The 26,497-nt window shown below is 53.5% G+C and carries 26 protein-coding genes; 7 read left to right on the top strand and 19 right to left on the bottom strand.

Annotated features, from left to right (window positions below):
- The first annotated feature begins 5 nt into the window (after positions 1-5).
- Positions 6-2,501 carry an ATP-dependent helicase HrpB gene (hrpB, locus tag TURPA_RS05595; RefSeq protein ID WP_014802316.1) on the top strand — a complete coding sequence of 832 codons (2,496 nt, stop codon included), beginning with the start codon at positions 6-8 and terminating at the stop codon, positions 2,499-2,501.
- On the opposite strand, the gene TURPA_RS05600 is transcribed toward hrpB, so the two are convergent.
- From TURPA_RS05600 to TURPA_RS05620, 5 genes are all read right to left on the bottom strand, one after another.
- A complete protein-coding gene (locus tag TURPA_RS05600; protein WP_041948331.1) occupies positions 2,496-3,599 on the bottom strand; it encodes a hypothetical protein in 1,104 nt (367 codons plus the stop codon). The genes hrpB and TURPA_RS05600 overlap by 6 nt on opposite strands.
- Before the next feature lie 129 nt (positions 3,600-3,728).
- Positions 3,729-5,075: an ion transporter gene (locus TURPA_RS05605; protein WP_014802318.1), complete on the bottom strand. Its 1,347-nt coding sequence runs from the start codon at positions 5,073-5,075 to the stop codon at positions 3,729-3,731.
- Between the two features lie 40 nt (positions 5,076-5,115).
- Positions 5,116-5,526 (bottom strand): Fur family transcriptional regulator, encoded by a 411-nt coding sequence (locus TURPA_RS05610; RefSeq protein WP_014802319.1) that lies wholly within the window; start codon positions 5,524-5,526, stop codon positions 5,116-5,118.
- 46 nt (positions 5,527-5,572) lie between these two features.
- Positions 5,573-6,517, bottom strand: coding sequence for a TIGR01777 family oxidoreductase (locus tag TURPA_RS05615; protein ID WP_014802320.1), 945 nt, complete (start codon positions 6,515-6,517; stop codon positions 5,573-5,575).
- On the bottom strand, positions 6,514-8,463 hold the full coding sequence (locus TURPA_RS05620) for a hypothetical protein (protein ID WP_014802321.1): 1,950 nt from the start codon (positions 8,461-8,463) through the stop codon (positions 6,514-6,516). The genes TURPA_RS05615 and TURPA_RS05620 overlap by 4 nt, the downstream gene beginning before the upstream one ends.
- 128 nt (positions 8,464-8,591) lie before the next feature.
- Here TURPA_RS05620 and TURPA_RS05625 point away from each other — a divergent pair, with 128 nt between their 5' ends.
- Entirely contained in the window at positions 8,592-9,326 is a 735-nt protein-coding gene (locus TURPA_RS05625; protein ID WP_014802322.1) for an ATP-binding protein, read from the top strand.
- 31 nt (positions 9,327-9,357) lie between these two features.
- Here TURPA_RS05625 and TURPA_RS05630 read toward each other — a convergent pair whose 3' ends face one another.
- From TURPA_RS05630 to lpdA, 4 genes are all read right to left on the bottom strand, one after another.
- Positions 9,358-10,257, bottom strand: coding sequence for an aldehyde dehydrogenase family protein (locus TURPA_RS05630; protein WP_014802323.1), 900 nt, complete (start codon positions 10,255-10,257; stop codon positions 9,358-9,360).
- Between the two features lie 34 nt (positions 10,258-10,291).
- Positions 10,292-10,780: a CAP domain-containing protein gene (locus TURPA_RS05635; RefSeq protein ID WP_157210410.1), complete on the bottom strand. Its 489-nt coding sequence runs from the start codon at positions 10,778-10,780 to the stop codon at positions 10,292-10,294.
- Positions 10,781-10,957: 177 nt separating this feature from the next.
- Complete coding sequence (locus TURPA_RS05640; RefSeq protein ID WP_014802325.1) at positions 10,958-11,560, bottom strand: hypothetical protein; 603 nt, start codon at positions 11,558-11,560, stop codon at positions 10,958-10,960.
- 80 nt (positions 11,561-11,640) lie between these two features.
- A complete protein-coding gene (gene lpdA / locus TURPA_RS05645; protein WP_014802326.1) occupies positions 11,641-13,026 on the bottom strand; it encodes a dihydrolipoyl dehydrogenase in 1,386 nt (461 codons plus the stop codon).
- 58 nt (positions 13,027-13,084) lie between these two features.
- Between lpdA and TURPA_RS05650 the strand changes: the two genes are divergently transcribed.
- Complete coding sequence (locus TURPA_RS05650) at positions 13,085-13,615, top strand: phosphatase PAP2 family protein (protein ID WP_014802327.1); 531 nt, start codon at positions 13,085-13,087, stop codon at positions 13,613-13,615.
- 164 nt (positions 13,616-13,779) lie between these two features.
- Positions 13,780-14,103 carry a phasin-related domain-containing protein gene (locus TURPA_RS05655; RefSeq protein WP_014802328.1) on the top strand — a complete coding sequence of 108 codons (324 nt, stop codon included), beginning with the start codon at positions 13,780-13,782 and terminating at the stop codon, positions 14,101-14,103.
- Between the two features lie 173 nt (positions 14,104-14,276).
- Here the strand turns inward: TURPA_RS05655 and TURPA_RS05660 are convergent, their stop codons facing one another.
- The 3 genes from TURPA_RS05660 to TURPA_RS05670 are packed head-to-tail and all read right to left on the bottom strand — an operon-like array spanning position 14,277 to position 15,721.
- Positions 14,277-14,738: a chemotaxis protein CheX gene (locus TURPA_RS05660; RefSeq protein WP_014802329.1), complete on the bottom strand. Its 462-nt coding sequence runs from the start codon at positions 14,736-14,738 to the stop codon at positions 14,277-14,279.
- A gap of 5 nt (positions 14,739-14,743) precedes the next feature.
- Entirely contained in the window at positions 14,744-15,190 is a 447-nt protein-coding gene (locus TURPA_RS05665) for a chemotaxis protein CheX (RefSeq protein WP_014802330.1), read from the bottom strand.
- A gap of 3 nt (positions 15,191-15,193) precedes the next feature.
- Complete coding sequence (locus TURPA_RS05670; protein WP_245536810.1) at positions 15,194-15,721, bottom strand: response regulator; 528 nt, start codon at positions 15,719-15,721, stop codon at positions 15,194-15,196.
- Between TURPA_RS05670 and TURPA_RS05675 the strand changes: the two genes are divergently transcribed.
- On the top strand, positions 15,722-16,285 hold the full coding sequence (locus TURPA_RS05675) for a heme-binding beta-barrel domain-containing protein (protein ID WP_014802332.1): 564 nt from the start codon (positions 15,722-15,724) through the stop codon (positions 16,283-16,285).
- Positions 16,286-16,758: 473 nt separating this feature from the next.
- Positions 16,759-17,385, top strand: a complete 627-nt coding sequence (locus TURPA_RS05680; RefSeq protein WP_014802333.1) for a YceI family protein — start codon at positions 16,759-16,761, stop codon at positions 17,383-17,385.
- A 70-nt stretch (positions 17,386-17,455) separates the two neighbouring features.
- Here TURPA_RS05680 and TURPA_RS21515 read toward each other — a convergent pair whose 3' ends face one another.
- The 5 genes from TURPA_RS21515 to TURPA_RS05705 form a co-directional block, all read right to left on the bottom strand.
- The gene (locus TURPA_RS21515; RefSeq protein ID WP_014802334.1) at positions 17,456-18,529 is read right to left on the bottom strand and encodes an adenylate/guanylate cyclase domain-containing protein; all 1,074 of its coding nucleotides are present in this window, start codon (positions 18,527-18,529) and stop codon (positions 17,456-17,458) included.
- 2 nt (positions 18,530-18,531) lie between these two features.
- Positions 18,532-21,114, bottom strand: coding sequence for an Hpt domain-containing protein (locus tag TURPA_RS05690; RefSeq protein ID WP_014802335.1), 2,583 nt, complete (start codon positions 21,112-21,114; stop codon positions 18,532-18,534).
- Positions 21,098-21,772: a hypothetical protein gene (locus tag TURPA_RS21520; RefSeq protein ID WP_014802336.1), complete on the bottom strand. Its 675-nt coding sequence runs from the start codon at positions 21,770-21,772 to the stop codon at positions 21,098-21,100. Before TURPA_RS21520 ends, TURPA_RS05690 begins: the two co-directional genes overlap by 17 nt.
- Before the next feature lie 148 nt (positions 21,773-21,920).
- Complete coding sequence (locus tag TURPA_RS05700) at positions 21,921-22,631, bottom strand: ferritin family protein (RefSeq protein WP_014802337.1); 711 nt, start codon at positions 22,629-22,631, stop codon at positions 21,921-21,923.
- Positions 22,632-22,744: 113 nt separating this feature from the next.
- Positions 22,745-23,422 carry a hypothetical protein gene (locus TURPA_RS05705; RefSeq protein WP_014802338.1) on the bottom strand — a complete coding sequence of 226 codons (678 nt, stop codon included), beginning with the start codon at positions 23,420-23,422 and terminating at the stop codon, positions 22,745-22,747.
- A gap of 103 nt (positions 23,423-23,525) precedes the next feature.
- On the opposite strand from TURPA_RS05705, the gene TURPA_RS05710 reads away from it, so the two are divergent.
- Positions 23,526-25,223, top strand: coding sequence for an acyl-CoA dehydrogenase family protein (locus TURPA_RS05710; protein WP_014802339.1), 1,698 nt, complete (start codon positions 23,526-23,528; stop codon positions 25,221-25,223).
- 89 nt (positions 25,224-25,312) lie between these two features.
- On the opposite strand, the gene TURPA_RS05715 is transcribed toward TURPA_RS05710, so the two are convergent.
- Positions 25,313-25,645 (bottom strand): type II toxin-antitoxin system RelE/ParE family toxin, encoded by a 333-nt coding sequence (locus TURPA_RS05715; RefSeq protein ID WP_014802340.1) that lies wholly within the window; start codon positions 25,643-25,645, stop codon positions 25,313-25,315.
- Entirely contained in the window at positions 25,642-25,929 is a 288-nt protein-coding gene (locus TURPA_RS05720; RefSeq protein WP_014802341.1) for a type II toxin-antitoxin system Phd/YefM family antitoxin, read from the bottom strand. Before TURPA_RS05720 ends, TURPA_RS05715 begins: the two co-directional genes overlap by 4 nt.
- Positions 25,930-26,497: the final 568 nt, after the last annotated feature.

Below are 26,497 nucleotides of genomic sequence, written 5' to 3' on the forward strand. Positions count from 1 at the left end.
CTGCCGTGGCCGCACTACCTGTCGCCAGTGCCCTCCCCGGCCTGAAAGCCGCACTTAACTCTTCACCGGCAGCGATTCTCACCGCCGACACCGGCTCGGGCAAAACCACCTGGCTGCCGCTGCAGCTCTTGCATGAACCCTGGCTCACAGGCAAAAAGATCATCATGCTCGAACCACGCCGCGTGGCCGCGCGTGCTGCTGCCTCGCGCCTCGCGCACCACCTCGGTGAAAAAACCGGCAAGACGGTGGGCTATTCGGTGCGCTTCGACAGCCAGGTCAGCGCAGCGACCCGGCTCGAGGTGGTCACCGAAGGTATTCTCGCGCGGCGTATTGTGAACGACCCTGAACTCGAGGGTGTGGGCCTCGTGATCTTCGACGAGTTTCACGAGCGCCATGTCGAAACCGATCTCGCGCTCGCGCTCACGCTCGAGAGCCAGAAGGTTTTTCGCGATGATCTCAGAATTCTCGTGATGTCCGCCACGATCGACACCACGGCGATTGCCGGTTTTTTGGGCAAAGCTTTCGGCAGTGAAGAAAATCCTACCCACATACCGATTGTGGCATCGGCCGGCACCAACTACCCGGTCGAAGTGAAGTACCACAACGAGCAGCTCGATTCGGGTAACAGGGCAATGGCGCATGCGTGTGCGCGCAAAGCAATCGAAGTGCATGCAAAGCATGAGGGGGATTTTCTTCTCTTCTTGCCGGGTACTGCCGAAATATTTGCGGCCACCGAATTCATCGAAGACCGTAGCCTGAAAAATACCGTTGTCCTGCCCCTTTATGGCGAACTCACAGCGCAAGAACAAGACCGGGTGCTCGAGCCGCCAAAGCCGAACGAACGCCGCATCATCGTCGCAACCCCGATTGCCGAATCGAGCCTGACATTAGAGGGATTAACCGTCGTCATCGACAGCGGCCTCGTCAGGCAGCCGGCTCTCGACCCTGGCACGGGTCTGTCTTATCTCGAGACAGTACCCATCACGCAAGACTCTGCCGTGCAGCGCGCCGGCCGTGCGGGCCGTCTCGGGCCCGGCACCTGCTACCGCATGTACACCGAAGCCGACTTTCGCCGCCGCCCCAAAACGCGCGCACCTGAAATTCTGCGCACCGACCTCGCCGAAGCCAGCCTGCGCACACTCGCTTTTGGTTCGCCGCTGAAGTCACTTATGCTGCCCGACATGCCATCGACCGCGATGCTCGCGCAGGCGGAGCGTCTGCTCAGCGACCTCGGCCTCATCGACAGAGCAGGCAAACTCACCACACTCGGCAAAAGCGCCTCTGCACTGCCTCTACATCCCCGCCTCGCCACGATGCTCGCCGCCTCACCTTCTGAAGATACAGCTCTCCTGGCAGCGATGCTCTCTGAACGCGATGCGATGCGTGTTACCGGGGCGATGGCGACCGATCTCGAAATTCGTTTTCAATCGCTGCAAAGGTTCATCGAAACCGGCGAGGTACCTGCGGGGGCAGATCGAAGGGGATTGGAAGCAATCGCGCGGGTTTTTAAGCAATTGCGACACTCTGGCCCTTGGGGCCAGAGTGTCGCAAATGCACTACTTTTTGCATACCCTGATCGCGTCGCTATGCGACGCGATCAGGGATCATTTCTCATGCGCAACGGTCGTGGTGTTTACACAGAAAAGGGAGACTGGCTCGCCGAATCGGAGTTCATCGTTGCGGTCGATGTTAGCGGTGCGGAAAAAAATGCGAAGCTGCGCCTGGGACTTTCTGTTTCACGCGAGCAGGTCATGGAGCATTTTGCAGCTGCGATCGAAAAGCGTAACGAAATACGTGAAGTTGCGGGCAAGCCGCGCGCGTATGAGCAGGCCTGCCTCGGGGCGATTGTGCTTGTCGAAAAAGAGACAGCGCTGCCCGAGGGATTTGCCGAAAAGCTCGTTTTGCAGAAATTACGCGAAGGTGACTTCTGGGGCTTTCTGGGTGACGAGTCACGCTCACTCATTGCGCGCATTGAACTCATGCGCTCCTTTGGAGCTGATTTGCCTGAAAGCTCGCCCGAGCTCTTGCAGGGCACGCTCGACCTATGGTTGGCACCGTTTATTGCAGGTGCCCGGACGCTCGCCGATGTGAGCGATAACAAGATAGCCGAAGCACTGCTGGCGCGCTTAAGCTACCAACAACAAAAGTTGCTCGAAGATAACTTACCGGCCAGGCTGGTCGTGCCCAGCGGTTCGGCGCACCGCATTCGCTACGAAGACGGCAAGGCAATCGTCGCCGTGCGCATTCAGGAAGTTTTTGGTCTCGCGACACAGCCGATGCTGGCAGGCGGAAAATTAGCGGTTACGTTCGAGTTACTCTCGCCAGGTCGGCAGCCGATTGCAGTCACAAAAAACCTGCCAGAACTTTGGAAATCCACCTATGCCGACATACGCAAAGAGATGCGTGGCCAGTACCCCAAACACTTCTGGCCCGAAGACCCGCTGTCGATGCAGGGCACGACGGGTACGAAGAAGGCGTTTGATCGGAAGAATTCTCTATGATTGCAGCTGCCTGAATATCTGCCGCTGGCAGAGCCAATGTGATAGAGAATACACCAGCTGCAAAGTGACGAGCAGATACAATCTGAACTGAATTTTCTGCCACCATTCGTCCCGCGAGTAAGAGAGCTCTAGTTCAGGGGAAAGTTCAACGAGTTCTTGCCCGCGACGCAATTGCGCCTGGCTTGGCGCACGTGGGGCCGCTGCCTGCGGAAAATGCTGCTTCACCGCTGCGTCAACCATCTGCACGAAGCCACCCTTGCATGATTTACCAACAATGCACCGGGAAACCTGAAAGATCATCGGAAATCTTTCTTTTGGATACTGCGAAGGAAGATAGACCCACAAAGGCCAGGTCTGTATCGCGCCATAATCGAGCTCGCGATCAGTCAATGCCGCATATTCGAGCGTATACGCATCATCACCTGAGCCGATAGTGTGTCGGGTCACAAACTGCAGGCGCATCCCTGCACCCGAGATCCGCACATATTCGGGGTGCGAGGAATCGAGTAACGGTTGAACAGAATTCAGATCTGCGATGATTCCTTTTCTATTTATTTCGTCCAGTTGCTCAGTGCGGTACGCCCACTGCCGTGTGCCGTGGACAAACCAGAAGCCGGCAACCAGACTCAACAGCAGGGCGATCGCCCGCCACAGTGATACCTGGTGGTACGCTTTACTCCATTTACCGCCCGGCGCCCGAAAACGGTCTGAGAACTCCAACACTGGCATCTGCGTTAAGTAGAGCGTCACGATAAGAGAAGCATAGAGCAGAATCGTGATACCCCAGTTTGAGAAGACCAAAAGGGCGATTACCGGAATCAAAAACAAAAAATTCAGAACTTTGTTATGGCGGTCGCGACCGAAGAAGCGCCACCAGAGAACAAACAGCGTGAACGCTCCCGAAGCGACCGCGAATATTGTCCAGCGTACCCGGTGTGCAAGTTCTGCAGATGCCTCGTTGGTGATGACTGCATACAAGAATGCGGTGGAGTAATAATGCAGCAAGGCAGCCCCGGCAAAGAACAACAAGACGAGTAAGCTCAATACCAGATTGACCACCGTGGCTGGTCTATTGTTCAACTTATCTTTCTGTCTCATGCTCAATGACCAAACCCCGCCGGCTACGCCGGGCATAAACCCGTTTACAGACAAAATCTACATTCATACTGTGCGCAGTGCTTTTTGGTCTGTACTCATGTAGCAGACGGTACAGAACCTATTCACGGGTCAACTGCGTTTGCGGCGCCTGGGCTTTGGTCTGTGCATTCTTTCGCGCGCCATCTTTTTCACCTGCGCGGCAAATTGCGGAAATTCGCCGAGCACTACCTGGAAGCTGTCTTTGTCGAGCGTGTACAGGTCACAGTATTCGACAGCACGCACCGAGGCATTGCGAGGTTGCGCGAGCAATAATGCGATTTCGCCGAAGTAACCACCCTCGCCGATGGTCGCATAAACCTGGTTAGTCCTCTCAGACAGCACTTCGACGCTGCCGCGGCTGATGAAGTACATGTTATGGCCAATTTCCCCTTCACGAAAGATAAAGTCTCCCGGGGTAAACATCGCGGGTGTCAGTTTCATGACTATCTCTTTGATAAAAGCGTCTGAAGCTCCCTTGAAGATGGGCACCTTCTCGATGACATCGGCATGAATGTGCATCGCCAGCTCTTTCTGCAGCGCGCTGGGTAAATCTTTCAGAATGAGGTTTTCGTCGTAGCCGCGCCGGCTTTCCCACATGTAACGGTAGTAATGGCGCAGCTTCTGCCGCAGTGCAATGGGAATGTCCCGGTACTCAAGAAACAGGTTGAGGCGGTTGATTTTTTCCTGGTACTTCGAGCGCGCAATGTCGAGGTTGGCCAGCAGGCTTGCAATGTTACCGATCATGTAGCCGAACATGCCCACGCCGATAATTTCGATCACGATGGTATACGCGATTTGCGGCACATTCAGCGGCGTGATGTCGCCATAGCCGATGGTTGCAAAGGTGGTGATCACCCAATAAAAGGCGCGCAGATAATTTTCAGGTGCCGAATAGTCGGGGCGAATGTTGCCGAGTACTATCCAGCCGCAGGCTGCCCAGTGCGCAACCATGAGTATCCACAGCAGAAGTATACCCAGGCGTATAACACTGGGATTAAAAAAATCCGCATGGCGCCAGCGATTGACCAACTCTTTCAGGTGCAGCAGGCGCACGAGTCGCAAGAGACGCAGCGCAGGGGCGAGATCGAAATGCAGACCGAAGAGGTGCACCGGTAGCGACACCGATAATAATTCAAAGGGCACTATCGACAGCAGATCGATGATGAACCATGTCTTGAGGTAGTGGCGCCGAATTGCCGCCCGGTCGGTGACGATTTCACCGCGGTCAAAATAGGCGGTGTTGAAATGCAGCACCAGATCGATCAAAAAGAAGACGGTCAGAAACAGACCCGAATACCAGAAAAAGAAATTTTCTTTGAGCGAATAGACAAGCTCAAGGGGCCCGAGAATTGCCAGAGAGAGAGTTGCAAAGAAGAGCAGTAGATCCCACAGGGTGCGTGCCCACGAATCAGGTAAAAGCACGCCGCGGTGAAACATTGCGGCTTAAACCCGTGCGGCCGCTCAGGTGTGCAAGCGCTTAAACGTGCACCACGACTGAAGCAGTAGCGCGTTTCGGCAGATGGGGATTTTTTGCCCAGACTGACTTTAACAGCGACTGCTTCTCTTTTTCAGGCAGCTGCACATCAAAAATTTTGCCGGTCTCGGCGATAACGACATGGTCGTGCTCTTCGGTATTCGAGTCGTAGAGCAGCACATCGCTGCGTGCCCGCACCGTTTTCAAAAGACCATGCTCGACGAACAAATTCAGCACATTGAACACCGTAGCCCGCGAGACACGCGTAAACTCGGCGTTCACTTCTTTAAAGATCTCTTCGGCCGTAAAATGCCGGTGCACACCGAGCACGTGGCGCGCGATTTCGAGCTTCTGCAGCGACACCCTCAGGCCACGGTCTTTCAGAAACTTTGCTATGTCTGCCGGCTTTTTCATGGCTCTCTCTTTTGAATATAGTCATGAGTTTAGAGTTCGTCTATTTTTAGATAGGGCGAATCAGGTCTTGGGCAGCCTCTGCCCAATCGCGAAAATCGAAGTTAAACCCCGCATCGAGCAGCCGGCCCGGCACTACGCGGCGGCTCTTCAGCAGCAGCTCGGTGTCGGTGCGCAGCACCCATGCGCCGATCTCGGCCATCCATTTGGTTGCCGGCAACCCGATGGGCACCCGCGCAGCGCGGCGCAGCAGGCGCATGAACTCAGCTTGCGGCAGCGGCGCAGGGGAGGTAAAATTGATCGCACCCGAGAGCTTTTCATTTTCAATTACGAAGCGCACCGCGCGGCAAAAATCTCTGTAGTGAATCCATGAAACGTATTGCCGGCCACCGCCAATCGCACCGCCAAGGCCAAAGCGCGTCATGTTCAAGAGCACCTCGAACACACCCTTTTCGCTCGAGGCGCCACGCGGCGCCATCACCATCGCCGTGCGCATCGCCACCTTGCGCGTTTTCGGCACGACCGCACGGGCCTGCTCAGCCTCCCAGTTTTTGGCGATCTCAACGCTGTACGCCCAATAAGATGGCACACCCGGTTCATTGCCGCCGATCACCCCCGTTGCTTCATCGTTTGCTTCGCCCAACGTATGCCTGTAAATGGTTGCAGTGCTCATTTGCAGCCATATCTTGGGGGGATTTCTAACGTACTGAATCGCGTAACCCACGGCGCGCGTCGAATCGACGCGCGAATCCATCATCTGCTGCAGATTTTCTTTCGTATAGCGGCAATTGACTGTTCTGCCTGCAAGATTGATGACCACATCGGCGCCGTCGAGCGCGCTCACCCAATCACCTTGCGTTTTTGCATCCCAATAGATTTCACCGGGTGCCTTAGGTTTGCGCGTCAGTACCACCACCTCATCGCCCGTGCGCTCAAAGTCTGCGCGCAACACCTGCCCGAGTTGGCCTGTTCCACCGGGTATGACGATTTTCATGGCCCCGTCACATCAAAGCTAGTCGTGCATTCGTTCTGCAATAGAGCCGGCGTCGCTGTCGGGGCTGTTGCATAGACCTTCACCGTTTCAATGGTATCATGCTTCAGATCTGTCCACGATGCGACACCCTGTACCGCCGCCTTATTGAGAGTGCCGTCAGTAGTCGAGAGGTTTCCTGTAACTGCCGAGACGCAAAGTGCACCAGCCCTGGGCACAATTTGTATCACAAAATTGAAGTCTTTGTCTACTCTTTGGTTGTTATCCTGCGCATAGATGGACTGTGTTCCCGGAAAGTCAGAATTGCGAGGCACCGACGCAAACTGAAAGGTCCCTCCACCCCGCAAATGGGTAGCAATGACGGTCATGGGTGAACCTGCATTTTGCTGAAATGAATTGTTTGAAGCCAGCAGATTTGATGAAGTTTCCACAACGTCAAAATCTGTTAGGGGTGTTGTTTTGAGTAGAACCGTCTGGTTATCTGCAGTGCTACCCTGAATGTTGCTACGCACGTGCGCTTTCACCTGGTATGTCCGGCCGGTGGTTTCGCCATCGGGCACAATAATGTCACCGAAATCTTTGAAGTATACAGTTTGTCCGACCGAAAAACCCACCGTGTTATTGCTTCCCGGGCCTTCGAGAATGAAGCGAAAATCTGCTGCATCTCCCGTACCAATATTGGTAAATCGAAGTTCTTTTATCTGCAGAGGATAACCATCTTTAGATCCGTTCTCTTTGACGGTGAACTCGAGAAGAATTTCAGCTGAGCCGATCGTATTATCGATTGAACTCAAATCAATCGATGCCGCCGTCGCCGTTTTTTCAACCAAGCCCGACTCTATACCCGCGCCCAATCGAGCATTCACCTCTGCCTGCGCACCGCCCGCGAAATGAAACACCGTCGCCGAAGGTATAAACACCACAGCCCAGCGCGGGTGCAGCATCCATTTGATGTTCGCACCGGCCTGCGAAAGAAAGTAGAACTGTTCGAGTGTTTGCTCCGAAACGCTCTGTGCAGCGTTCGTGTCGACGGGCTTGCGGCCGAGCGCAGAGTAGTCAAACAAAAAGTTCGAATAGCCGAAACCGAACCCTGCAAAGGGTTCGAGACGCAGCGTGCCGAAATTGAACGCATAGCCGAGAGACGGCACGGCTTCGCCGGTTATGAGCCGTGTCGGTACGTCGCTACCGTTACGAGTATATGTGCGTCGCGCATAACCCATGTTCAGGCCAAACTGAACGAAGACGGGCAGCTTGCTGCGGCGAGCTAGCAGTTCGGGAATCTGGTGTCGTTGGTAAGTGAATTCTGCGTTGAAGTGCGCAAATTCTGCACCCGAAACAGTAGTCGAACCCGAAAGATTGCCCGTCTCGGGAGCAAAACCCGCAGCCCGCATGCCGGCCGAGAATAGAATCGTGCGCTTACCCTTTTCAGGGTCAAAATACCACCCGCCGCTTGCCGCGAGTGTCTGCTGCGAGGGCAGAGCCTCTGACATTTTCGCGCCAAGGTCTGCGGCAATTTTGTTGAATGCATCGAACATTTTGGCCGACAGAGGGGCTTCGGATTTGAAATTCACGAGTATGCGCCCGGTTTCAATTTCATAGAGATTGAGGTTGAGTCGCAATCGGCCATTCGTGACCGAATAGCGCCCGTTCAAAACCAGGTCTTGCCTCAGCCATTCGCCCATCTGCAGCGCCGCCGATTTCGTGTGCATGTCTTCGTCTTGAATGAGGTTGCCCGCCTGCGTATCTAGAATCGCCTCTTCAGGGGGATGTATAAAGAAATAGCTTTCGGCGAGTGTCGTGCGTATGGCTTCGGCAAGCGATGGGCCGATATAGGCAAGATCAGCCTGCGCACCTTCGTTCACAGGGTTCAAGACCAATAACCGCTTCACGGTCGGTGCGGCGTGCAAACTGGCCGAGATCAGCAAGACAAGCACTGAAGCGAGGCGCATTCTGGCAAAAGAAACCATCTATCGCCGACGACTGTCAATCAGAATCGAGTTTGTGCGTGAGGGCACGGTCGCTTTACAGGCATTCTTTTTTGGTTGACCGCAAGCTACCATGCGTAACTTAGCGGCAGATGCATCGGGGTATCCTCGAAACTGTTCTGATTGCCGGCATTCACGGCAGCGCCGAAAATCTGAAGCAATGGGTTGAAATGTACCGCAAGCTCGCGGCGCAGCCCCTGCCGGCAAATCTGGCCGAGTACCAGGCGTCGCTCGACAAACAGGTTAACCCCATACGCGAGCATGAAACCGTGCAGCTGACCGACGATCTTTTGCAGAAAGAAGTGATTCGCCTGTTCGACGCCGGCGCGACAGAGGTCATTTTACCCTACAGCGAATTGCGCTGGCGCAACCAAAGCGACTGGGTGTTTCACAACGATAACGAAGAGGCTTTTTTCGTGGCCAATGAGCTAAACCTTTCACCGCTGCAATATATCAGATCGCGCGTGCAAAACTTCTGCGATAGCAAAGGCATGATTGCCTCGCACCGCGACGAGGTGGTCATCTCTGTGACCGAAGCGGCCGAGAACGCAATTAAGTATTCGAACGTACTGCCGGTTTACATTCACCACGGTCTCGACAAAGACGAATACTTCATTCGCGCGATCAATTCGGTGACAGACCTGAACCTCAAAGACGAAATCTCGCGGGGCAAGTTCTCAGAAGATGTTTCGCTGATGCGAGGCGTGCTCGTGATGTCGAAGCTGCTCGATTTTCTCGACATCGTGCGCGACGTCGACCGCCGCCGCGTTGAGTTTATCGGTCGCAAGAAAGTGACGCTGAAAACCGCAAAACTGGCGTCGGTTTAAATACGTAATACTTTCGCCGTTGGCGAAAGTATTACGTTCCTATGGGATGCCAAATGGTTTTGTACTCTTGAAAGTCAGTGATGTAATCGAGCTTCTGCCCTGCATCGCCGTAAAGGTCTTCGGCTGATTTCCATGCCTTTGTACGAATGCGTTTCAGGTTTTCGGTCGCGGCTTTTTCTGTCTCGATGCGCAGCTCGTTTGAGATGCCGGCGAGGTCGAGCGCGTTGACGTCCATGTGCTGCGCGAGGCCCGGCAAAAGTTCTTTCGCGTAACCGGTCAGCACATTCACCACACCATGTGTGAGGTCAGATGTCGCCAGCACTTCGGTCATGCTCACGACCACCGCAGGGTTCTCTTCTGAGCAAATCGAAATGACGCTGTTACCCCCGGCTATGATCGGAGCGATTTGCGAAATAAAACCCAGCACCGGCGCAAACGCAGGCGCTACAGATACAACGACGCCCATCGGTTCGGGTATCGTAAAATCAAAATATGACCCTGCCACGGGGTTGTGGTTGCCGGCAAGCTGCTGAAACTTGTCGCACCAGCCAGAATACCAGACGAGACGATCAATCGCCGCATCGACCTCTTTCGATGCTGCTGCAGCCGAGACACCCGAAACAAGTTTTAGCTCTGAGCTGATTTCGGTCGAACGCGACTCGAGCATTTCTGCCATTCGGTAGAGAATTTGCCCGCGGTTAAACGCAGTCTTTTTAGACCAGCTGCCGAAAGCCTTGCGCGCCACCTCGACTGCATTGCGCGCATCTTTGCGGCTCGCCTGCGCAATGTTGGCATAAAACTTACCGGTTTCTTTGGCGGTCAGTGTAAAAGTACGGCCAGATTCAGAACGGGGAAAATCCCCCCCTATAAAAAGTTTCTTGGTTTTGGCGACCGAAAGGCGCATGTGGGTTTCTTCGGCTACTTCAGGCATGGGTGTACGTGCGCCGACCTGTCGATGCGTCAAATCATTTGCAGAGCGCAGCCGGGCCTGCGGGGTCAGCCGCGTTACCAAACCACGCAACGGCGTAGCCGCCGTAAATACCGACGCCGAATGCCTGCCATGGCTGCCGCCACATGCCCGCGTTGATGATGACCTGATTATGTCCGCTCGACCGCTGCCAGAGTGAAAGCGCGCCTTCGGCAGTGATCGACGAACCCGAGCTGCCCGCCGAAACTTCAAAGCCATTGCCCTGGTACTGCGTCAATTCGCGCGGCTTTTTCCACATGCAGGCGGCCTGGCGGTGGTCTGATGTATAGCAACACCCTGTCCATTTGCCGCCTGACGACCAGCTGTGCATGTTGCACGAACCGCTCGCCGGCCGCCTGATCGCCAGATCTGCAGCGTGCGTTCGCGCTACAGTTGTCAGCGAAACCGTCGCCGCGACTGCGGGCAAACCCTTGCTGCGCCGGTAGCTGTTGATCGCGTCGACGAGTTTCTTCTCTTCTGGTGTCATGCAGGCCAAGTTCGGTTGCGTTGAACCGGGTCTCGAAGGTGAAGCCTGCGGTAATTCTTTGCCCGTTCGTCTGTACGATGGCTGGCTAACCTGCGCAAAGATCGCAGAGGCGGCAATCACCGAAACCATTATTGCTTTTGTGTGGATAAAGTTCATCTTTGCATCAACCTCGCCTGTTCAAAGCTTTTTCACCGCGGTTATGATTTTGACCTTAAGGTACTCTTTGCGCGCAAAGAAAAGAACCTCTTTCTCGACGAACGAAAATTCATAGCGTGCAGTTTTTTCGGCAGTGGTCTTCAGCAACTGGTGCGAATTTTCGAAGTTGAGAATCCAATACAGCGTGGTGGTCTTGCCGTTGGCATCTTCTACCGTGAGCCGTGTATAGGTCGTCGTTGTGGTCTCGGTAATTCGACCTGACACTGTGCCTTCGAATGCGCCTTCTGAATCACCGGTAAACTTCGCGAGCGTGTCAGGACAGACAGACGCAGCCTCAACGGCAAACAGGTAGCCGAGACGCGTACCATGATCGGTGTCGCCGATTTTTTCCATGTCGATATTTTTTTCTGTCTTGAGATATTTTTCAAAGCCTTTGGCGCTTTTGATGACGCAGAGACCAAGCTGCACATTGCGCTGCTCTGAATTCTTGAGCTTAGAGGTATCGAGCGCTTCAATGCACTGGCACGACCGTTCGGTGATTGCCCGCAGCGGCTCGATGTGAGTTTCGGCGCTGAGCGAATAAATACACAAAACCAGCAAACTGATCGCGACTGAGATTCTCATAGCAGCAGTTGGCAAACGCGTTTAGGCGCGTCAAGTATGCTACGTGCACTGACCGACACTCGCGCTATCACGGGCGTCGTTCAATAATCTACAGCAACGCCTTCGAGCACCGCGAACGACTGAAACACGGTCTCTGAAAACGTCGGGTGCGGAAATATAGCGTTCAGAAAATCATCGGCCAGAAGTTCAGAGCCCATCGCGAGCGAGACCTGGCCGATAAGTTCGGCTGCGTTCTCACCGACAATCTGCGCGCCCAAAATTTCTCCGGTTGCTGCATCGGTGAAGACGCGGCTAAAGCCGCTTTGCTCTGCAGCCGCGAGCGCCATGCCCGAGGCAATCCACGGAAACTCGCCGGTCTTGAAGGCACGCTTGCTGTCGCTGAGTTGTTTCTCGTTCATGCCAATCGTCGCAACCTGCGGTGAAGTATAAATACACCCGGGTATCTCACCGAGAGCATGTGGTTTTTTACCGGCGATCAGTTCGGCAACATAGACACCCTGGTGTGCCGCTCGGTGCGCGAGCAGTTTTCCCGGGGTTGCGTCGCCGATTGCATAGATGCTCTGAGCCTTCGTTCGCAGGTTCGCGTCGATTGCCACAAACCTGCGATCGTCGAGAATACCCATCGTCTCGACACCGAGGTTCTCGGTATTCGGCTGCACGCCGATCGCAACGAGTGCCGCTTCGGCCTCGACCTTCAGCTCTTTGCCGTCGCTGCCTTTCAGAACAAACTGCACGGCAGTGTTTGTTTCAGTGCTCGAGAGAATCTGCGCACCTTCAAATATCTGCATACCGCGCTGCTCAAGGGCTTTTCTTAGGTGCGATGCAACCTTGAGGTCGTCGTTCGGCAGAATGTGCGGCGCCATTTCGATCAGCGTGACCTTGCTGCCGAGGCACTGGTAAAAATCGGCGAACTCGAGCCCGATCGCACCACCACCAATCACGACGAGAGTTTTCGGCAGCTCTTTCTGCACGAGCGCATCGCGGTATTGCCACACACGTTTCGAAAACGGCAGCTGCGGCAGCGCGCGGGCTCGGGCGCCGACTGCAATGCACGCATGTTTGAAAGTGACGTCGCGCTTTTCTGAACCCTGCGTCACCCTGAGCTGCGTTGACGAAGTAAATGCCGCACTGCCTTCGATCAGCGTAACACCGTATTTCTTAAAGAGAGATTTGATGCCGTTTTGCAGGCGGTTTGCGACTGCACGTGAACGCTCAATGATTTCGGGCAGGTTGCCCTCGACGGTACCCGTGACCTTGAGGCCAAGCTTGCCCGAATGCAGTTTATGCAACAGGTGTGCCGAAGAGAGCAACGCTTTTGTGGGTATGCACCCCCAGTTGAGGCAGACACCACCTGCGCTTTCTTTTTCGACTACGGCAGTTTTTAGACCGAGCTGCGCCGCGCGAATTGCAGAGCTATATCCGCCCGGGCCCGCGCCAATTACCACATAGTCGAAGTTTTCAGCCATGCAACATTCGGCAAATGCCTTGCGCGCAGACAAGTGACTTTGCATTTGCCGGGAAACCATGTTTCTGATCGATCTCGACAAACGTGTATTTGAATACCTGACGTTATGGGCAAACCCGCCGTGGCTATCGGCAGTCTGTGAAAAACTTGGCGATTGGTCGACCTACACGATACCCGCGATCACTTTCTGCGCGCTCTATTACTGGCTAAACAGCCCGCGGTTTCTGCGCTTTTTGCTCGTGCTGATTGTCATTCTTGTGGCGAGCGAGGCGACTGCCCAGCTCATCAAGCACCTCGTCGCGCGCCCCAGACCCGCGATCGAATGGCTGATTTATGTCGACCCGAAGGCTCTCAGCTTTCCCTCGGCGCACGCCGTGAACACGATGGCACTTGCTTTTTTGCTCTCGCGCTGGTTCGAAAAGAGCATTCTCTGGTATCTGCCGATTCCCGTTATCATCGGCGCCTCACGCGTTCTGGCAAACTACCACTACCCGCTCGATGTCATAGGGGGATGGATAATCGGATACTCAGTTGCCGCCGTGTTTTGGGGGCTCCTTGCAAAAATCTGGTCACGCCGCCCCGCGGCATGACCAGATTTTTGCATTTTGCTTTACACCATGTGCGCCGCACAAAACTTGTGCACAGAAACACTGCACCGCAAGATGTAGTGGAATTAAAAGTGGTAACCGAGGGAGCGGCACGAAGGGACATTCGTGTCCGCCGCCCCCAGATACGTGTACCAAAGGAGCTTAAAATGGAACAAGGTGTAAATAAAGTCGTCAGCTTCGGTATCGGAGCATTTGAATCAGCACGCACTAGCGCTGAATCGCTTCTCAAGAACCTCGAAGTTGAAATCAACGCGCTGATCGCTTCAGGCGAGTCAGTACAATCAGAAAATGCTGTGAAAGTGCGCAGCGCAGTGACCAACGCATCGGCGAAGATCTCGACGCTCGTTGACCAGGCAAAGGCACAGTACACAGACCTGAGCGCAAAAGCGCAAAAGGCAATTGCTGACCTGCAGGCAAAGGCAAGCGAACTCGCTGCTAAGCTCCCAGGTTCAAAACAAGAAGCCGCCTAATCTATTCCCAACGGGGAATAGATTAGGCGGGCAGGCCGCCGGATCCCAAAAAGCGGAAAGCAGCGGAGCGCTTTAGCAGTCGTTTGGCTCTGCAAACGACGAGGCTTTTCGCTTTTTGGGAATCAATCCGGCGCCTGCCCAAGAATTAAAAAAAGCCGCGAAAGCGGCTTTTTTTACGTTAGACCAATTATTAAATTCGCTGCATGACCCTTCCAGGTCATGGGAATCACCAGCGTCGGCTCAGCCAAAACAAACTTAAACTCTTCGGGCTCACCGACAACAACCGTCGGCACTGAAATATCAAAACCACTGCCAAAATGCGTGCGCGCATTGCCCGAAATCGTGTTCGCCATTTCTGCGATCATGGGTATCAGGTCTTCGTCGCTTTCGGCTGTGCTGCCCAAAACGACCTGCACTAAATCTTCAACCACGGGTTTTTCGCAGGTGATTACGAGGCCACCGCGGTGGCTACCTGAAATACCGATGTGGCCCGAATAGGCCAGCAAAGGATGCTTCTGCGACTTTGCGTCAAGATTGTAAGGCACCCCAAATTCAGGCTTGGGAGCACCCAAAGATGTGAAATATTCAGAGGTTGAACTCAAGAGCGCAGAGATATCGCTGTCGCTCAGGCGCATTGCGGTTAATCTATCCCCACTACGAGATATGCCTGAAAACCTTTCCAGTTAATCGGCAGCACGACGACGGGTGTGCGCAAGACGATGCGAAAGTTTGACGGCTTGCCCTTAAAGATTGTTGGTACAGAAATATTGAAGTCAGAACCAAACGAAGTTCGCGCGTTACCGCCAATCGTATTGGCTATTTCGCCGATCATGTCAAAGATCGACTGGTCGTCGACTTCATCGGTTAAAAGAATCTTGCGGGTAATTTCGGCGAGCATCTCGCGCGGGCAGGTGATGTATAACCCGCCCCGGCGGTTGCCCGAAATGCCAATGTGGCCCGAATAGTCGAGCAGCAGCTGCTCGGGGCCTTTCGTGTAAGGGATACCCAGTTCGGCTTTTTCACCGGTGACCTCAGCGAAGTAAGAGATCGTACCGTTGATAAAAACCTGTATTTCTTCTTGCTTCATTTATCAGTCGGCGACTACCTGATCGAATGCCTCTTTGATGCTCTCGGGCGTAAACGGTTTGCCGAGAAAACTGCGTGCGCCTTTCTTGAGCGCTTCGAGTGCAGTTGCTTCATCTTTGAGCGCCGAAACAACCATGACCTTCACGTCAGGCTTGATCTTCAGTAGTTCTTCAAGGCACTGTAGCCCATCCATTTCGGGCATGGTGATGTCGAGAGTCACGACATCGGGCAGCGTGGTCTTGAAGAGCTCAACTGCCTGTTTGCCGTCACCGGCAGTGCCAACAATCTCGATACCCGCGCCGGCAAGATATTTCTCGATCGCTTTGCGCATGATACTCGAGTCATCAACAATCATCAGCTTCATAGGCTCACCTTGAGGCTTTGCCAGTGCCGTCACGTGTTTTTCACCAACCAGGTGCACCGGGCGCATAAATGAGGATCGATAACCGTGAACAATCATGAACGGCATCTCGAGACATAACGCAGGCGCAACAGGTTCTTGCCACCGTGTACGGGTCTGTTCGTCTGTCACATGGCAGAGAGCAACGATAAAGAATTTTTCGGTCCGCTATACCCCCTGATCGGCGTTTGGCAGGGCGACAACGGCATGGATGTCTCACCAGAACCCGACGGAGAAGAGATGTCGCCCTATTTTGAGACGATCACCATCGCGCCAGTCGGCGATGCTACCAACGCCGAAGAGCAGACCCTTGTGTGTGTGTCTTATACGCAGGTGGTGAGCCGCAAATCGACCGGCCAGGTTTTTCACCACCAGATCGGCTACTTCTACTTTGAAAAGAAAACCGGCGAGGTGCTGTATTCACTCACCATACCCCGTGCAGTGTCTGTGCTGGCAAAGGGCAAGGCAACGGTATCGGGCAGCAAGACAGAGATCAGCGTGCATGCCGACGCAGCCGACAAGAACTATGGCATTCTTGAATCCTCATTTATGAGCGCCAAGGCTTCGACCCGCGCGTTCGACATGAAACTTAACGTCGATGGCGACACCATGAGCTATTCGATGACAACCAGCGTCGACATCTATGGCAAAAAGAGTTTCGCACACACAGACGAGAACTCACTCAAGCGCAAGTGATTTGCGCGGGCTCAGTGACAAGGCGGGAACTCGCGAAGCATAACACGCAAGGCGCATTTTCTTGGCTATGCGAATTGCGATGCCGCCAAGGGCGGCAAATCAGCGCAAATTCGGGCGGCTTTGCGCCCCTCGCATAGCGAATCGCTTCGATTCGCGGAGGAATTTGCTTTGATTAGCAGTTCGCATGGGCAAGAAAATGCGCGTCAGCGAGTTCCCGCCTGGTCACCTAAATATCCTGCTGCCTGTCGCAACATTTTTCGCCACATCTCATTGCAATGAGTACATTGCCAGTGTCTGTAGCAGCGCATGAATTTTGGTTTTATTTGGGGAGCTTTGACAATCCTCAGCTAATGCAAAAACTCATGCAGGCCTCAGACAAAGCGTACGTGCTGTCGGGAGAGTCGTGAACTGCTGCATTGCAGGCAAGGCGATGATTTGGTCAGCCGGCGCAATTAACATTTAAGAGGCTAACTATGAAAAAATCAATGACAGTCGCAGCTTTGGCTGCGGCAGCAATGCTGTTTACGGCTTGCGAAAAACCACCTGTTGCGCAAGCAGCGCCTGCGACGCCGGTGTTCACTCCTGCGAAACCAGACGGTAAAGAATTCAAGATCGATGTTGCAGCGAGCAAAATCGAGTGGATCGGTACAAAAGTCACCGGCAAACACAACGGTACGATCAACCTGAAATCAGGTTCAGTGTTCGTAAAAGATGGCGCGGTCGTAGCCGGCAAATTTACCGCTGACATGGCGTCACTCGACGACAAAGACCTTTCAGGTGAATACCATGACAAACTTAACAAGCACCTCAAGAGCGACGAGTTCTTTGACGTAGAAAAGTTTCCAGAAGGTGTTTTTGAAATCAGCTCAGTGGAAAAATCAGCGAATGGCTCTACTGTTAAAGGCAACCTGACGCTGAAAGGTGTCACTCACGGCGTGACCTTCGACGCAGATATCGTCACTGAAAAGAACGCGCCCAAAGCGGCTAAGGCAACTTTCAACATCGATCGCAAAAAATGGGGTATCGTTTATCCCGGTAAGCCAGACGACCTGATCTCTGACACGATCAACCTGACTCTCGATCTGAAGATTAAGAAATAAGGGTTCGGCCGCCGGCGACAGCCGGCGAGCCTGCCGATTCTACTCTGCGCGCCTGTCTGCGCGCAGATTCTTATCTTTTTACCAGTTCGTCGAGAGAATAAATTTCAATCTCTTGCAGTTTACCGCGAACACCTGAATGTGCGACCTTGCGGCATTTAATGAGATTTCCCAGGCGGTGGCGCGTGTTGCCATCAATCAGAATATCGACACCCGCTTCTTTGGTCATTGATTCTAAACGGCTCGCGAGATTAACCGGGTCACCCAGAACTGTATATTCCATACGGCGCACTGAACCGATATTGCCCGCAAATACTTTGCCGGTGGCGATTCCCATGCCGACCCGAATCGGCTCTTTTATGTAATCGGGGCGCACGTCGTTAAAGGTCGCCAGATGATTACGAATCTGCAGCGCACATTTCGCCGCGTTCAGCACGTCGTGTTCGCTCGGTACCGGGCAGCCGAAAGTCGACATGATACCGTCACCGAGCAGTTTGTTCACCGAACCATGGTTGCCATAGACGAGATCCATGATGTCGGTAAAGAACTCGCTCAAGAACTCGGCGAAAATCTGTGGCTCGAGGTTTTCGGCAATCGTGGTCGAACGGCGCACGTCAAAGAACATGATCGTTGCTTCTTGGTGTTTGCCGCTGAGGCTGTTGGCGTGTTCGTCTTGTAGAATGCCTTCGACGATGTCTTCAGAGAAATACTTAGTGAGCAACTTGCGGTCATTCTTGAGCCGCTGTTTCATCCACTCGAGTTCGAGTTTGGCGCGCTTTAGCTCAACCAGATTACCCAGGCGGTGTGCAAGTTCAGTATTGCCTGTATCGGTGCGCACTACATCGTCGTACTGTGCCGCATCGACATCGGCGTCGCCGCCGCTCAGCAGCACAAGCGTCGAACCGAACTGGCGGCTTGCCTGCTTCACCTGTTCGAGCTTTTCGCCTGCGCCGGCAAACTCAGCAGAGACAAAAATCATGTCGGGCTTACCAGACAGAACGGCTGCCACCGCATTTTCTATGCCATCGACAGTAACCAGCTCGAAATCACCAGCGGGAAGATTCGGCTGAATGATAGACGATTCTTTTTTGCTGCTCTCAACCAGCAGAATTTTCGACTTAACAGGCGTGTGTGCAGATTCATTCATGTTTATTTTCCCGATGCTGGCAATAAAATCTTGAATTCACAGAATTTGCCTGCTTCAAAACTGAGTTCAATTTTGCCGCCGATCGAATCGACTTTTTCTTTGATGATATCCATACCGATGCCCCGGCCGGCGTTCATCGTCGTGCTGTCGGCGGTGCTGATTCCCGGTATAAAGATAACACCGGCGACGGTGCCGGCATCCCACGAGGCGACGTCTGCAGCCGTGTACTTGCCCGACTCAATGGCCTTCTTGCGCAGTTTATCAATCTGCAATCCGCGACCATCGTCTTTGAAAAAGAGTTCGGTGCCTGTCGCTGATTTGCGCGTGCCGATTTCGATGCGACCAGTTTCGCTCTTGCCCGCAGCTTTTCTGTCTGCCGGCAGTTCAAGCCCGTGCGTCATCGAATTGCGTGTCAGCTGAATGAGAATATCTTTCAGCAGCTTTCGGTGCTGTGCCGGCACGTGGTCTGGGTCGAACTTATCATGTGTAAGTTCGGCCTGCTTGCCGAGCTCGGTACTGAGTTTCTGCACGTTCGATTCCACCGCGCGCACCAGCAGATCGACGTTCTTTTTTTCACCCGTGAAAGTTGCCTGAAACTGCGTGATTCGCTGTATAAGCGACTTCACTTCGCGCAGAGTCTCGATCATTTCATTGAGTTTCAGCACGAGCGGCAAGAAGTCCTGGCCGCCGAGGTCTTCTTTCTGTTGAAGCTCCCCCACTTTTTCTTCGTACTCATGCGCCTTGCCGGCGAAGAACTTGAGGTTCAGAATCGAAGCATTGCCCTTGATCGTGTGCATTGCCCGGTAGATGATCGCCAGCTTCTCGGCCAAAGGCTGCTGCGCGCCGCCGGGTTTCAGCGTATCGTTGATCAGCGCGATGTCTTCTTCCATGTCTGAAATAAATTCGCTGAGCATGCGCGGTTCGACGTGCAAAATACCAAACAGCATTTCCATTTGGCCGGCGTTTTTCTCTTCTGTCTCTTTCAGTTTTCTATCGAGCAACACCTGTTTGGTGACGTCGGTGACGGCGGCCATGAGGTGCATGATCTTGCCGTCTGCCATAATGCGCTTGAACTTGAACTGCAAAAACTTTTGCTGCGCCGGGCCGCTGGTAGAAGTAAAGTTCATCTCTGTTTCACGCAGCGGGTTGATGTTCGCCATCACCGCCTCTTTGATCTCGGGCTTGAACATGAGCTCGAGGTAATCGGTGGTCTTCTTGATAGACCCCTCAGGCAGCGCCTTTTTCAGAATCGCCAGAATGTCTTTGCCCGCAAGGTCGCTTGAAGCAAGCATCTCTTCGAGTGCTTTCGAATGCTGGCTGCCGATGCGGTATTCATTGCCTTCTTTCTGAACCAGAAAAAGCCCCTGGCCAACCGTCTGCATAATGCGGTCGGTTTCACCCTTCGCTTCGGTTAAGGCGCTGTTTGCCTGCGACAACTCAGCCGTACGCTCGCGCACCTTGTCTTCGAGAGTTTCGGCGTAGTCCTTGAGTTCTTGCTGCGCATCACGGAATGCAATACGCAACGAATCGAACATTTCAGAGAGAAAACCGATTTCGTCTTGCGAAGTGGCATTGATCTTGTGCTCAAGATTGCCCTGTTTTACCTGCTCGACGTCTTTCACGAGCAGGTTCACCGACCGAGTGAGGCCGCGAGAGAAAAAGACAGCCATGCCGATCGCAAAAATCAAACCGCCAATGCCTGTGATGATAATGATGAACTCGATGCGGTAGAGCAGCGCGAGCTGTTTATCTTTAGAAGACGCTATCAGGTAGCCGCCTTCGGGCACGTTTTCAATCGCCCCGACAATGGCGAGGTACGATTCGCCGCCAATGCTGAGTGAAAAAGTCTGAGAATGTTTGGTTTTGCCTTCACCGCCGTCTTGCGGCAGGTTCGCCTTGATATCAGCCATGGCTTTTTCGATATCGGGAATCTGCTCTTTCGAGAATGCAGAAGCGACAACCTTGTCTTTGTTAAAGAAGGTAATCTGGTTGCGGCTGAGTTCGTCTATCTTGTACGCAAACTTGTCGCTGACTACATTGCCCGCGAGCAAGACAGCATCTGAACCCAAGAGAGGCAGACCGACGAGCTGGTAGAGCTTCTCATTCTCGCTCCACATACCGAGGTAGCGGCCGTTTTCGACAGTCTTCTGCAACAGGTCTTGATAGTCAGCAGGCACGGCTTTGCCTGCCAGTTCAGGGTGTACGCTGTCGATGAGTACGCGGCCAGTGAAACTGACGACCATCAGAAAGTCAAAATCCGTGACTTTTTTAAATCCGGCTGATACTTTGGCTGAAGTAGCCGGTGCGCCCCGCAGATCGCGCTGAAAGGTCGGGCTCTGAATGAAAAACTGCGTACGCGAAAGCACCTGCTCGAGGCGCGCGTCATTGAGTTCAATGTACGCAGTCGCCGCAGCATCGAGCTGCGTCAGAATATTCTTCTCAACCTGGCGACGAACGCCCTGGTCGATGAAGAGCAGCGAAACCGACGAAAGAATCAGAACGATCGTGACGATCGCAATGAGAATCTTTCGGCTGAGGCTCGCCTGCGAGAGCCCCTGCAAGAAAGAACTAATATTCTTTGTCATACGCGCGGCCGTACTTGTTCTTGTGCTTTATGCTAAAGACGCTTTCTTCAACTTCGAAGTTGATGTTAATCGTCTTGCCATCGACGATGGCAATGCCGCGCTTTTCTGATGCTCCCGATGGCTGCCACGCGACGAACGTGTACTTGCCGGCGGGAATGTTGCTGATTTTGAACTTACCGTCTTTGCCCGTCTTGGCAAAGTAGGGGTTTGGCACGACAAGCACGTCGGCCACCATATTGGAGTGAATGTTGCAATAGATGCGAACCGCGCCTGTTTTCTGAAAGCGCACATTCTTCGATTTGCCCGTGCCATAATAATCGAGGTCGAATTTATATTCAGGGGTCGGAGAAAAAACGTTGTGGTTAAACGGGTCTTCGTTCGGAAACTCAACCACACCACCGCTCACAATCGGCAACACGCGCGGCGAAAACTGTTTTCCCTTTTGCACGATTTTCTCTTTGCCATTGGGGTTCGGCTGCTGCAGCTCTTCGAGAAAGATTACCACGTTTGAAGCGTCGCCCTTCGCCCCCTGCTTGCCGAAAAGGCCCTTGGTTTTGACGATCACAGTGCCTTCGATGCTGCCGCCTGCGTGCAGCATGCCGCCAGTCAGCAAAAATGAGGATAGCATAAGAATCGGTGTCAGCTTCGTGTTAAACATGGGCCCTCCAAGGCGAAACGATTGGACACCTTGGTTATCTGCATTCGGGGTTACAATCTTTTTTCTGCCAAGTTGAGCCTCTGCGAGCTGATGCGAATCTCGCTGAGGCCCGGGCTTGATTTGTATACAGTTGCCCGTATATGCGGGTCTATTTCGGCTTGGCTTTCTTTTTCGCGACCTTCGCCGTGGGCTTCGCCTTTTTGGTGGGTTTCTTCGCCACTTTCTTGACCGCCTTTTTGGGCTTAGGCTTCGTCGCCTTCTTCACCGCAGCTTTCTTAGGCACCGCTTTGGCAGCAGGCCTTGTCTGTGGCGGCAGTTCGACGCTCACAACTTCGAGATGGTATTCCCGTTCGGCAGCATCGTCGATCATCGGGTGCTGGTAGACGAGCGCACCTTCAAGCAAAATTGAGCGTTCTTTATTGAAGCTCGACATCTGCCTGAATAGCATTTTGATACCGGTGTCGGTAAATTTGTCAGCAAGTTTCGCAAAAGCCTCAGCCGCGTCTTGCGTCTCTTGCAGCGCCAGGCGAAGAGCTTCAAATTCGCTGCCTTGTGTACTTTGCTTGAGATTGCGGTCGAGCTTGCGAATCAGCCGCTGAATAGCGGTTGCATGAAACTTGTGTACCTGGCCCAGATGCTTGAGGTTGGGTAGATCACTGCTACCCGAGTATTTCTTGTAGATACTTTCAATGAGCTTAATATGCTCAACGCTATCTTCGGCAAGGTCGAAAAAGAAATTCTTCACCGGCCCCGCGGCAAGCTCGTCATGCGTCTTCATGCAGAAATCAAAGAAATCTTTCTCGTGCTGAATTCCCGCAGCAACGGCTTCAAGAAAACTGGTATTTTTTACAGCAGACATAATACCCCCTTCGGTCTGGTAGACGGCCCACCTCAAACATCAGGGTGCGGATTGTCAGCTAATTTTCCGAAAACCCATAAGTCCGCAGAGCGGACTTATGGGTTTTTGGTTCTTTAATAGCAGGCAGTACCCTTGCTGTTTATGGTATAATTTCTGCAAACAGCTGACGACGTTGTCACACCGTCTGCATCCTGAACATCATTGCACGGCGCAGCAGATGCGCAGTTGGCCCCCGTTCCGCCGGTGGCACCATTCGTCTGCGTGCGCGTTGTATCGTCGTAAGATGCGGTAATGCTGCGCCCAGTACAAACCCCGCCTGTATTAAAGGCAAAGGTTCCGGTTGTCTGGCGGTTATTTGCATCCCACGCTGTGTAGCTATACGTTGCAGTGTACGTGCCGCCAACGACTCCAATTGAGGTCAGCTGGTTAGAACCATTGTAGTTGAAGTTGAGTGTCTGCTGAAAAGTGGCATTGGCGCTGACAATCGCCATTGAGCTTATTCGCCTGCGATTAAACACTGAAACCGGAGTCGCAGCTTCATCGACGAAGGCCTGCAGGCTCGGATAGGTATAGGTGATCTGCTCCGCGCCGCCATTGGTGCAGGTGAGCGTTGTCGAACCATTAAACGTACAGGTATAGGTAATCGTTGCTGTCGTATCTGTCATGCTCGTCGGGTATTTGCGGCAGGTTTGGCTGGTTGTAGAGCCACCCGTCTGTGTGCCGCCGTCTCCCGACTGGGCACATGCGCTCAATAATAGGGCTGTTGCCAGCCAAAGTGTTTTCGTTTTCATACCGATTCTTAACCTATATCGATTCAAATGTCCATAGGGCATCTTGCCCTATGCCGGGGCGATAAAAGCATTTTCGCACCGCCGTTGACTCCCGCGCTGGCGTATGATTCAGAGTAACTACTTCGCCGACAATGCAGACCTGCAGCAGCACTTCAGCGAGCTCGTCGATTGGCACGACATCATCAGCACGTATGAGAATGGCTTTGTCGACGCGGCCGAGTACCAGAAGACTAAAAATCCTCGTTATGAAATGGCGCCTGCATCTGACGACGAGGCGCTGCAGTACTATACCGAAATATTGAACTCGTGTGGCGAAATCGCCGGTATGCATGTTTCGCAGGCGGCGCAGGCGATTGATCGCGAGGGGCTTAAATTCGAGGGCGGCAACGTCGTGCACCCGCAAAAGATGATGGACGTGATTCAAAAATACCGCGATGCCGGATTACCCCCGATCGCGTTTCGGCGTAAGTATGGCGGCCTTGGGCTGCCGGGCGTTGTCAAGGCAATGGCGTCTGAACTCATGTACCGTGCCGACACCTCGACCACGATTGCGATGGGCTCGATGGGTCTCGCGGGCATTCTCGAAAAGCATGCCTCTGAAGAAGCGAAAGAAAAATGGATTCCGAAAATGATCGCCGAGAACTACTGCGTCGCGATGGGGCTATCAGAACCCGACTTCGGCTCTGACCTGCCTTCGGTGCGCACCAAGGCGGTGCAGCGCGACGGCAAGTGGTACCTCACCGGCACCAAACGCTTTCAAACCGTCGCGTGTGGCCTCAACGGCGGCCCCGCGATTATGCTCGCGCTCGCGCGCACGGGTGAAGGTTCGTCGGGCGCGCGCGGCCTTTCGTTCTTTATCGTTGAACGCAAAGACTACAAGATTACCGGCATCGAAAAAAAACTCGGCCTCAAAGCTTCGGCGACGTGTGAGGTAGCACTCGAAGATGCTCCCGGCGAACTCGTCGGCCAAGAAGGTTATGGCCTCGTGCGCTATGTTATCGGCATGCTGAACGGCGCGCGCATGGGCATCGCCTCGCAGGGCGTGGGCCTCGCGCAGGCGGCTCTCATGGAAGCGAAAAAATATGCTGCCGAGCGCATACAGTTCGGCAAGCCGATTGCAGAGATTCCCGCTGTGGCACGGCTCATCAGCCGCATCGAACGCGAGGTTGCCGCGATGCGCTGCCTCATGATCGAAGGGGCGACGATCGTCGACCGCTACCAGTGCGCCGAGTTTCATAACAAGGTCACCGAAGACTCGAAGTTCTGGGAAAAAATCGCGAACACGATCACTCCTATTTCAAAGTATTACAATTCTGAAATGTGCAATGACCTCGTCGACGACGCGCTGCAGGTTTTCGGTGGCTCGGGTTATACCGAAGACTACGACCTCGCGCGCCTTTACCGCGATGCGCGCATCACCAATATCTACGATGGCACGACGCAAATTCAGGTGAACGCGGCAATAGGTGGAGTGATCGCCGGCATGGCACCGAGCGGCCAGTGGCGGTCATACCTCGACAGCCTCACAAAACTCATTGGCAAAAACGACACAATCGCCGAAATACGCACAAAATTTGAAGACGTGGTCACAGCCTGGCGCTCATTCGAAGACCGCGATCTTAAAGAGGGAATGTCATTCGAAGTCGTCGAATCAGCCGCGCGGCTGGTGAACAGCCTTTTGCTCGAAAAAGCCACCCTGCGCGCGAGCAACAAGGCCGAACGCGCGCGCCTTAACGCAGCCTACCACACCGACTCGCTGGCGATTGTGACGGGTAATTTGATTCGGTTGAAGGCAAGTTGAGGCCCTCACCCCCAGCCCCTCTCTTTGAAAGAGAGGAGGTTGGGGGGGGTGAGTTAGGAGCTAGCGCCTCGCTAAGGCGAGACTTCGCCTCACTGAGTGGTAGTTGTGAGGCTACGCAGTAGCTCATCTGCCAGGTTTCGTCTGCCGTCAATTACCATAAGTATTCTGACTTCGTTTTCGCTGATACGATAGATAATACGCCAGGGCTTATAGAAAATCTCCCGCACATCGACCACACCGAGCGATAGCAGTTCTGGAACTTTTCGCCCTCGTTCAGGTGCTGTTTCCAGAGAATCCGCTTGAGCCAGTAAAGCCTCAAAAATTTTCTCTGAGACAGCAGATTCCCTGTCGATTAAATGCTGAATTAAGAGTTCAAAATCTGCCCGGGCTCCGGCGGCCCAGACTACTTTGAATTTCTTCATCTCTTTGCTTTGAGTTTACGAAAATATTCCCGAAAATGCTTCTTGGCCTCTTCATGAGGAATGCCGCCGCTTTCTTCAATGTCGCGTTCACGCAGCGCCACCAGCTTCAGCATCGCCATGGTATCTTGCTGCTGTTGGTAGGTTTCAATATCAGTCAGCACCGCCTTTGCCTCGCCGTTCTGCGTGATGATGATCGGCCTGTGGTTCTCTGCCATTTTCTCAATAATCTCTGCCGCGTGGGCTTTTACATACGATATCGGTTTGATGTCTTCGGCGAGGTTCATGCCATAAGACTAAATTTGGTTTTTATTCTGTCAACTTGATTTCGGGCAAAACTCCATCACCGCGTACCCTGAGGCGCTCGAAGGGTACGGGAAGGCGCTTGGTTCGAGCACCTCGCCACGGTGAGATAACCTCGAACCGAACGTTCGCCCCCTTCGAGCACCTCAGGGGGCGAAAAGTAACTCTTCGCAGCGATGGCCATTCGCTTGAGCTCTATTTTGCGATGTTCGTTACTTGAGAGTTCGTTGGGCAGACTATTTTGCAGAAAAGCTCCTGAACGGGCGAATTACCTTTGGTCATGGCCACCATAATAACCAAGCCGGTGCCGATGACTAGTGATCGGTAAATCTTGGGGTACCGGTCTTCTTGCCCTTCACCTGAATTTCCCATTGCCCAGTTTTTGCGAATCCAGCGTAACGGTGTCTTTTCAACAATTCTCCGTTCCTGTTTTCTCAATGTTTCAATAGTTCGCTGCTTAGATCGGAGAACGACATACGTAAGGCTGCACACCGAGAGAGACAAGATTAAAACTACTGACCAGCTGAATACGTCCTTGGTTTCCTTGAATGT

The sequence above is a fragment of the Turneriella parva DSM 21527 genome, from assembly GCF_000266885.1.
Classification (GTDB): Bacteria; Spirochaetota; Leptospiria; order Turneriellales; family Turneriellaceae; genus Turneriella; species Turneriella parva.

Bases quoted from the DNA above. Each gene is read 5' to 3' on its own strand.
- TURPA_RS21520 (WP_014802336.1), bottom strand. From the start codon at position 21,772: ATGTTTAACACGAAGCTGACACCGATTCTTATGCTATCCTCATTTTTG.
- TURPA_RS05630 (WP_014802323.1), bottom strand. From the start codon at position 10,257: ATGCCTGAAGTAGCCGAAGAAACCCACATGCGCCTTTCGGTCGCCAAA.
- TURPA_RS05680 (WP_014802333.1), top strand. From the start codon at position 16,759: ATGAAAAAATCAATGACAGTCGCAGCTTTGGCTGCGGCAGCAATGCTG.
- TURPA_RS05705 (WP_014802338.1), bottom strand. From the start codon at position 23,422: ATGAAAACGAAAACACTTTGGCTGGCAACAGCCCTATTATTGAGCGCA.
- TURPA_RS05690 (WP_014802335.1), bottom strand. From the start codon at position 21,114: ATGACAAAGAATATTAGTTCTTTCTTGCAGGGGCTCTCGCAGGCGAGC.
- TURPA_RS05640 (WP_014802325.1), bottom strand. From the start codon at position 11,560: ATGAGAATCTCAGTCGCGATCAGTTTGCTGGTTTTGTGTATTTATTCG.
- TURPA_RS05650 (WP_014802327.1), top strand. From the start codon at position 13,085: ATGTTTCTGATCGATCTCGACAAACGTGTATTTGAATACCTGACGTTA.
- TURPA_RS05605 (WP_014802318.1), bottom strand. From the start codon at position 5,075: ATGTTTCACCGCGGCGTGCTTTTACCTGATTCGTGGGCACGCACCCTG.
- TURPA_RS05675 (WP_014802332.1), top strand. From the start codon at position 15,722: ATGGCAGAGAGCAACGATAAAGAATTTTTCGGTCCGCTATACCCCCTG.
- TURPA_RS21515 (WP_014802334.1), bottom strand. From the start codon at position 18,529: ATGAATGAATCTGCACACACGCCTGTTAAGTCGAAAATTCTGCTGGTT.
- TURPA_RS05655 (WP_014802328.1), top strand. From the start codon at position 13,780: ATGGAACAAGGTGTAAATAAAGTCGTCAGCTTCGGTATCGGAGCATTT.
- TURPA_RS05610 (WP_014802319.1), bottom strand. From the start codon at position 5,526: ATGAAAAAGCCGGCAGACATAGCAAAGTTTCTGAAAGACCGTGGCCTG.
- TURPA_RS05665 (WP_014802330.1), bottom strand. From the start codon at position 15,190: ATGAAGCAAGAAGAAATACAGGTTTTTATCAACGGTACGATCTCTTAC.
- TURPA_RS05720 (WP_014802341.1), bottom strand. From the start codon at position 25,929: ATGAACCTCGCCGAAGACATCAAACCGATATCGTATGTAAAAGCCCAC.
- TURPA_RS05715 (WP_014802340.1), bottom strand. From the start codon at position 25,645: ATGAAGAAATTCAAAGTAGTCTGGGCCGCCGGAGCCCGGGCAGATTTT.
- TURPA_RS05700 (WP_014802337.1), bottom strand. From the start codon at position 22,631: ATGTCTGCTGTAAAAAATACCAGTTTTCTTGAAGCCGTTGCTGCGGGA.
- lpdA (WP_014802326.1), bottom strand. From the start codon at position 13,026: ATGGCTGAAAACTTCGACTATGTGGTAATTGGCGCGGGCCCGGGCGGA.
- TURPA_RS05620 (WP_014802321.1), bottom strand. From the start codon at position 8,463: ATGCGCCTCGCTTCAGTGCTTGTCTTGCTGATCTCGGCCAGTTTGCAC.
- TURPA_RS05660 (WP_014802329.1), bottom strand. From the start codon at position 14,738: ATGCGCCTGAGCGACAGCGATATCTCTGCGCTCTTGAGTTCAACCTCT.
- TURPA_RS05625 (WP_014802322.1), top strand. From the start codon at position 8,592: ATGCATCGGGGTATCCTCGAAACTGTTCTGATTGCCGGCATTCACGGC.
- TURPA_RS05615 (WP_014802320.1), bottom strand. From the start codon at position 6,517: ATGAAAATCGTCATACCCGGTGGAACAGGCCAACTCGGGCAGGTGTTG.
- TURPA_RS05710 (WP_014802339.1), top strand. From the start codon at position 23,526: ATGATTCAGAGTAACTACTTCGCCGACAATGCAGACCTGCAGCAGCAC.
- TURPA_RS05635 (WP_157210410.1), bottom strand. From the start codon at position 10,780: ATGACACCAGAAGAGAAGAAACTCGTCGACGCGATCAACAGCTACCGG.
- TURPA_RS05600 (WP_041948331.1), bottom strand. From the start codon at position 3,599: ATGAGACAGAAAGATAAGTTGAACAATAGACCAGCCACGGTGGTCAAT.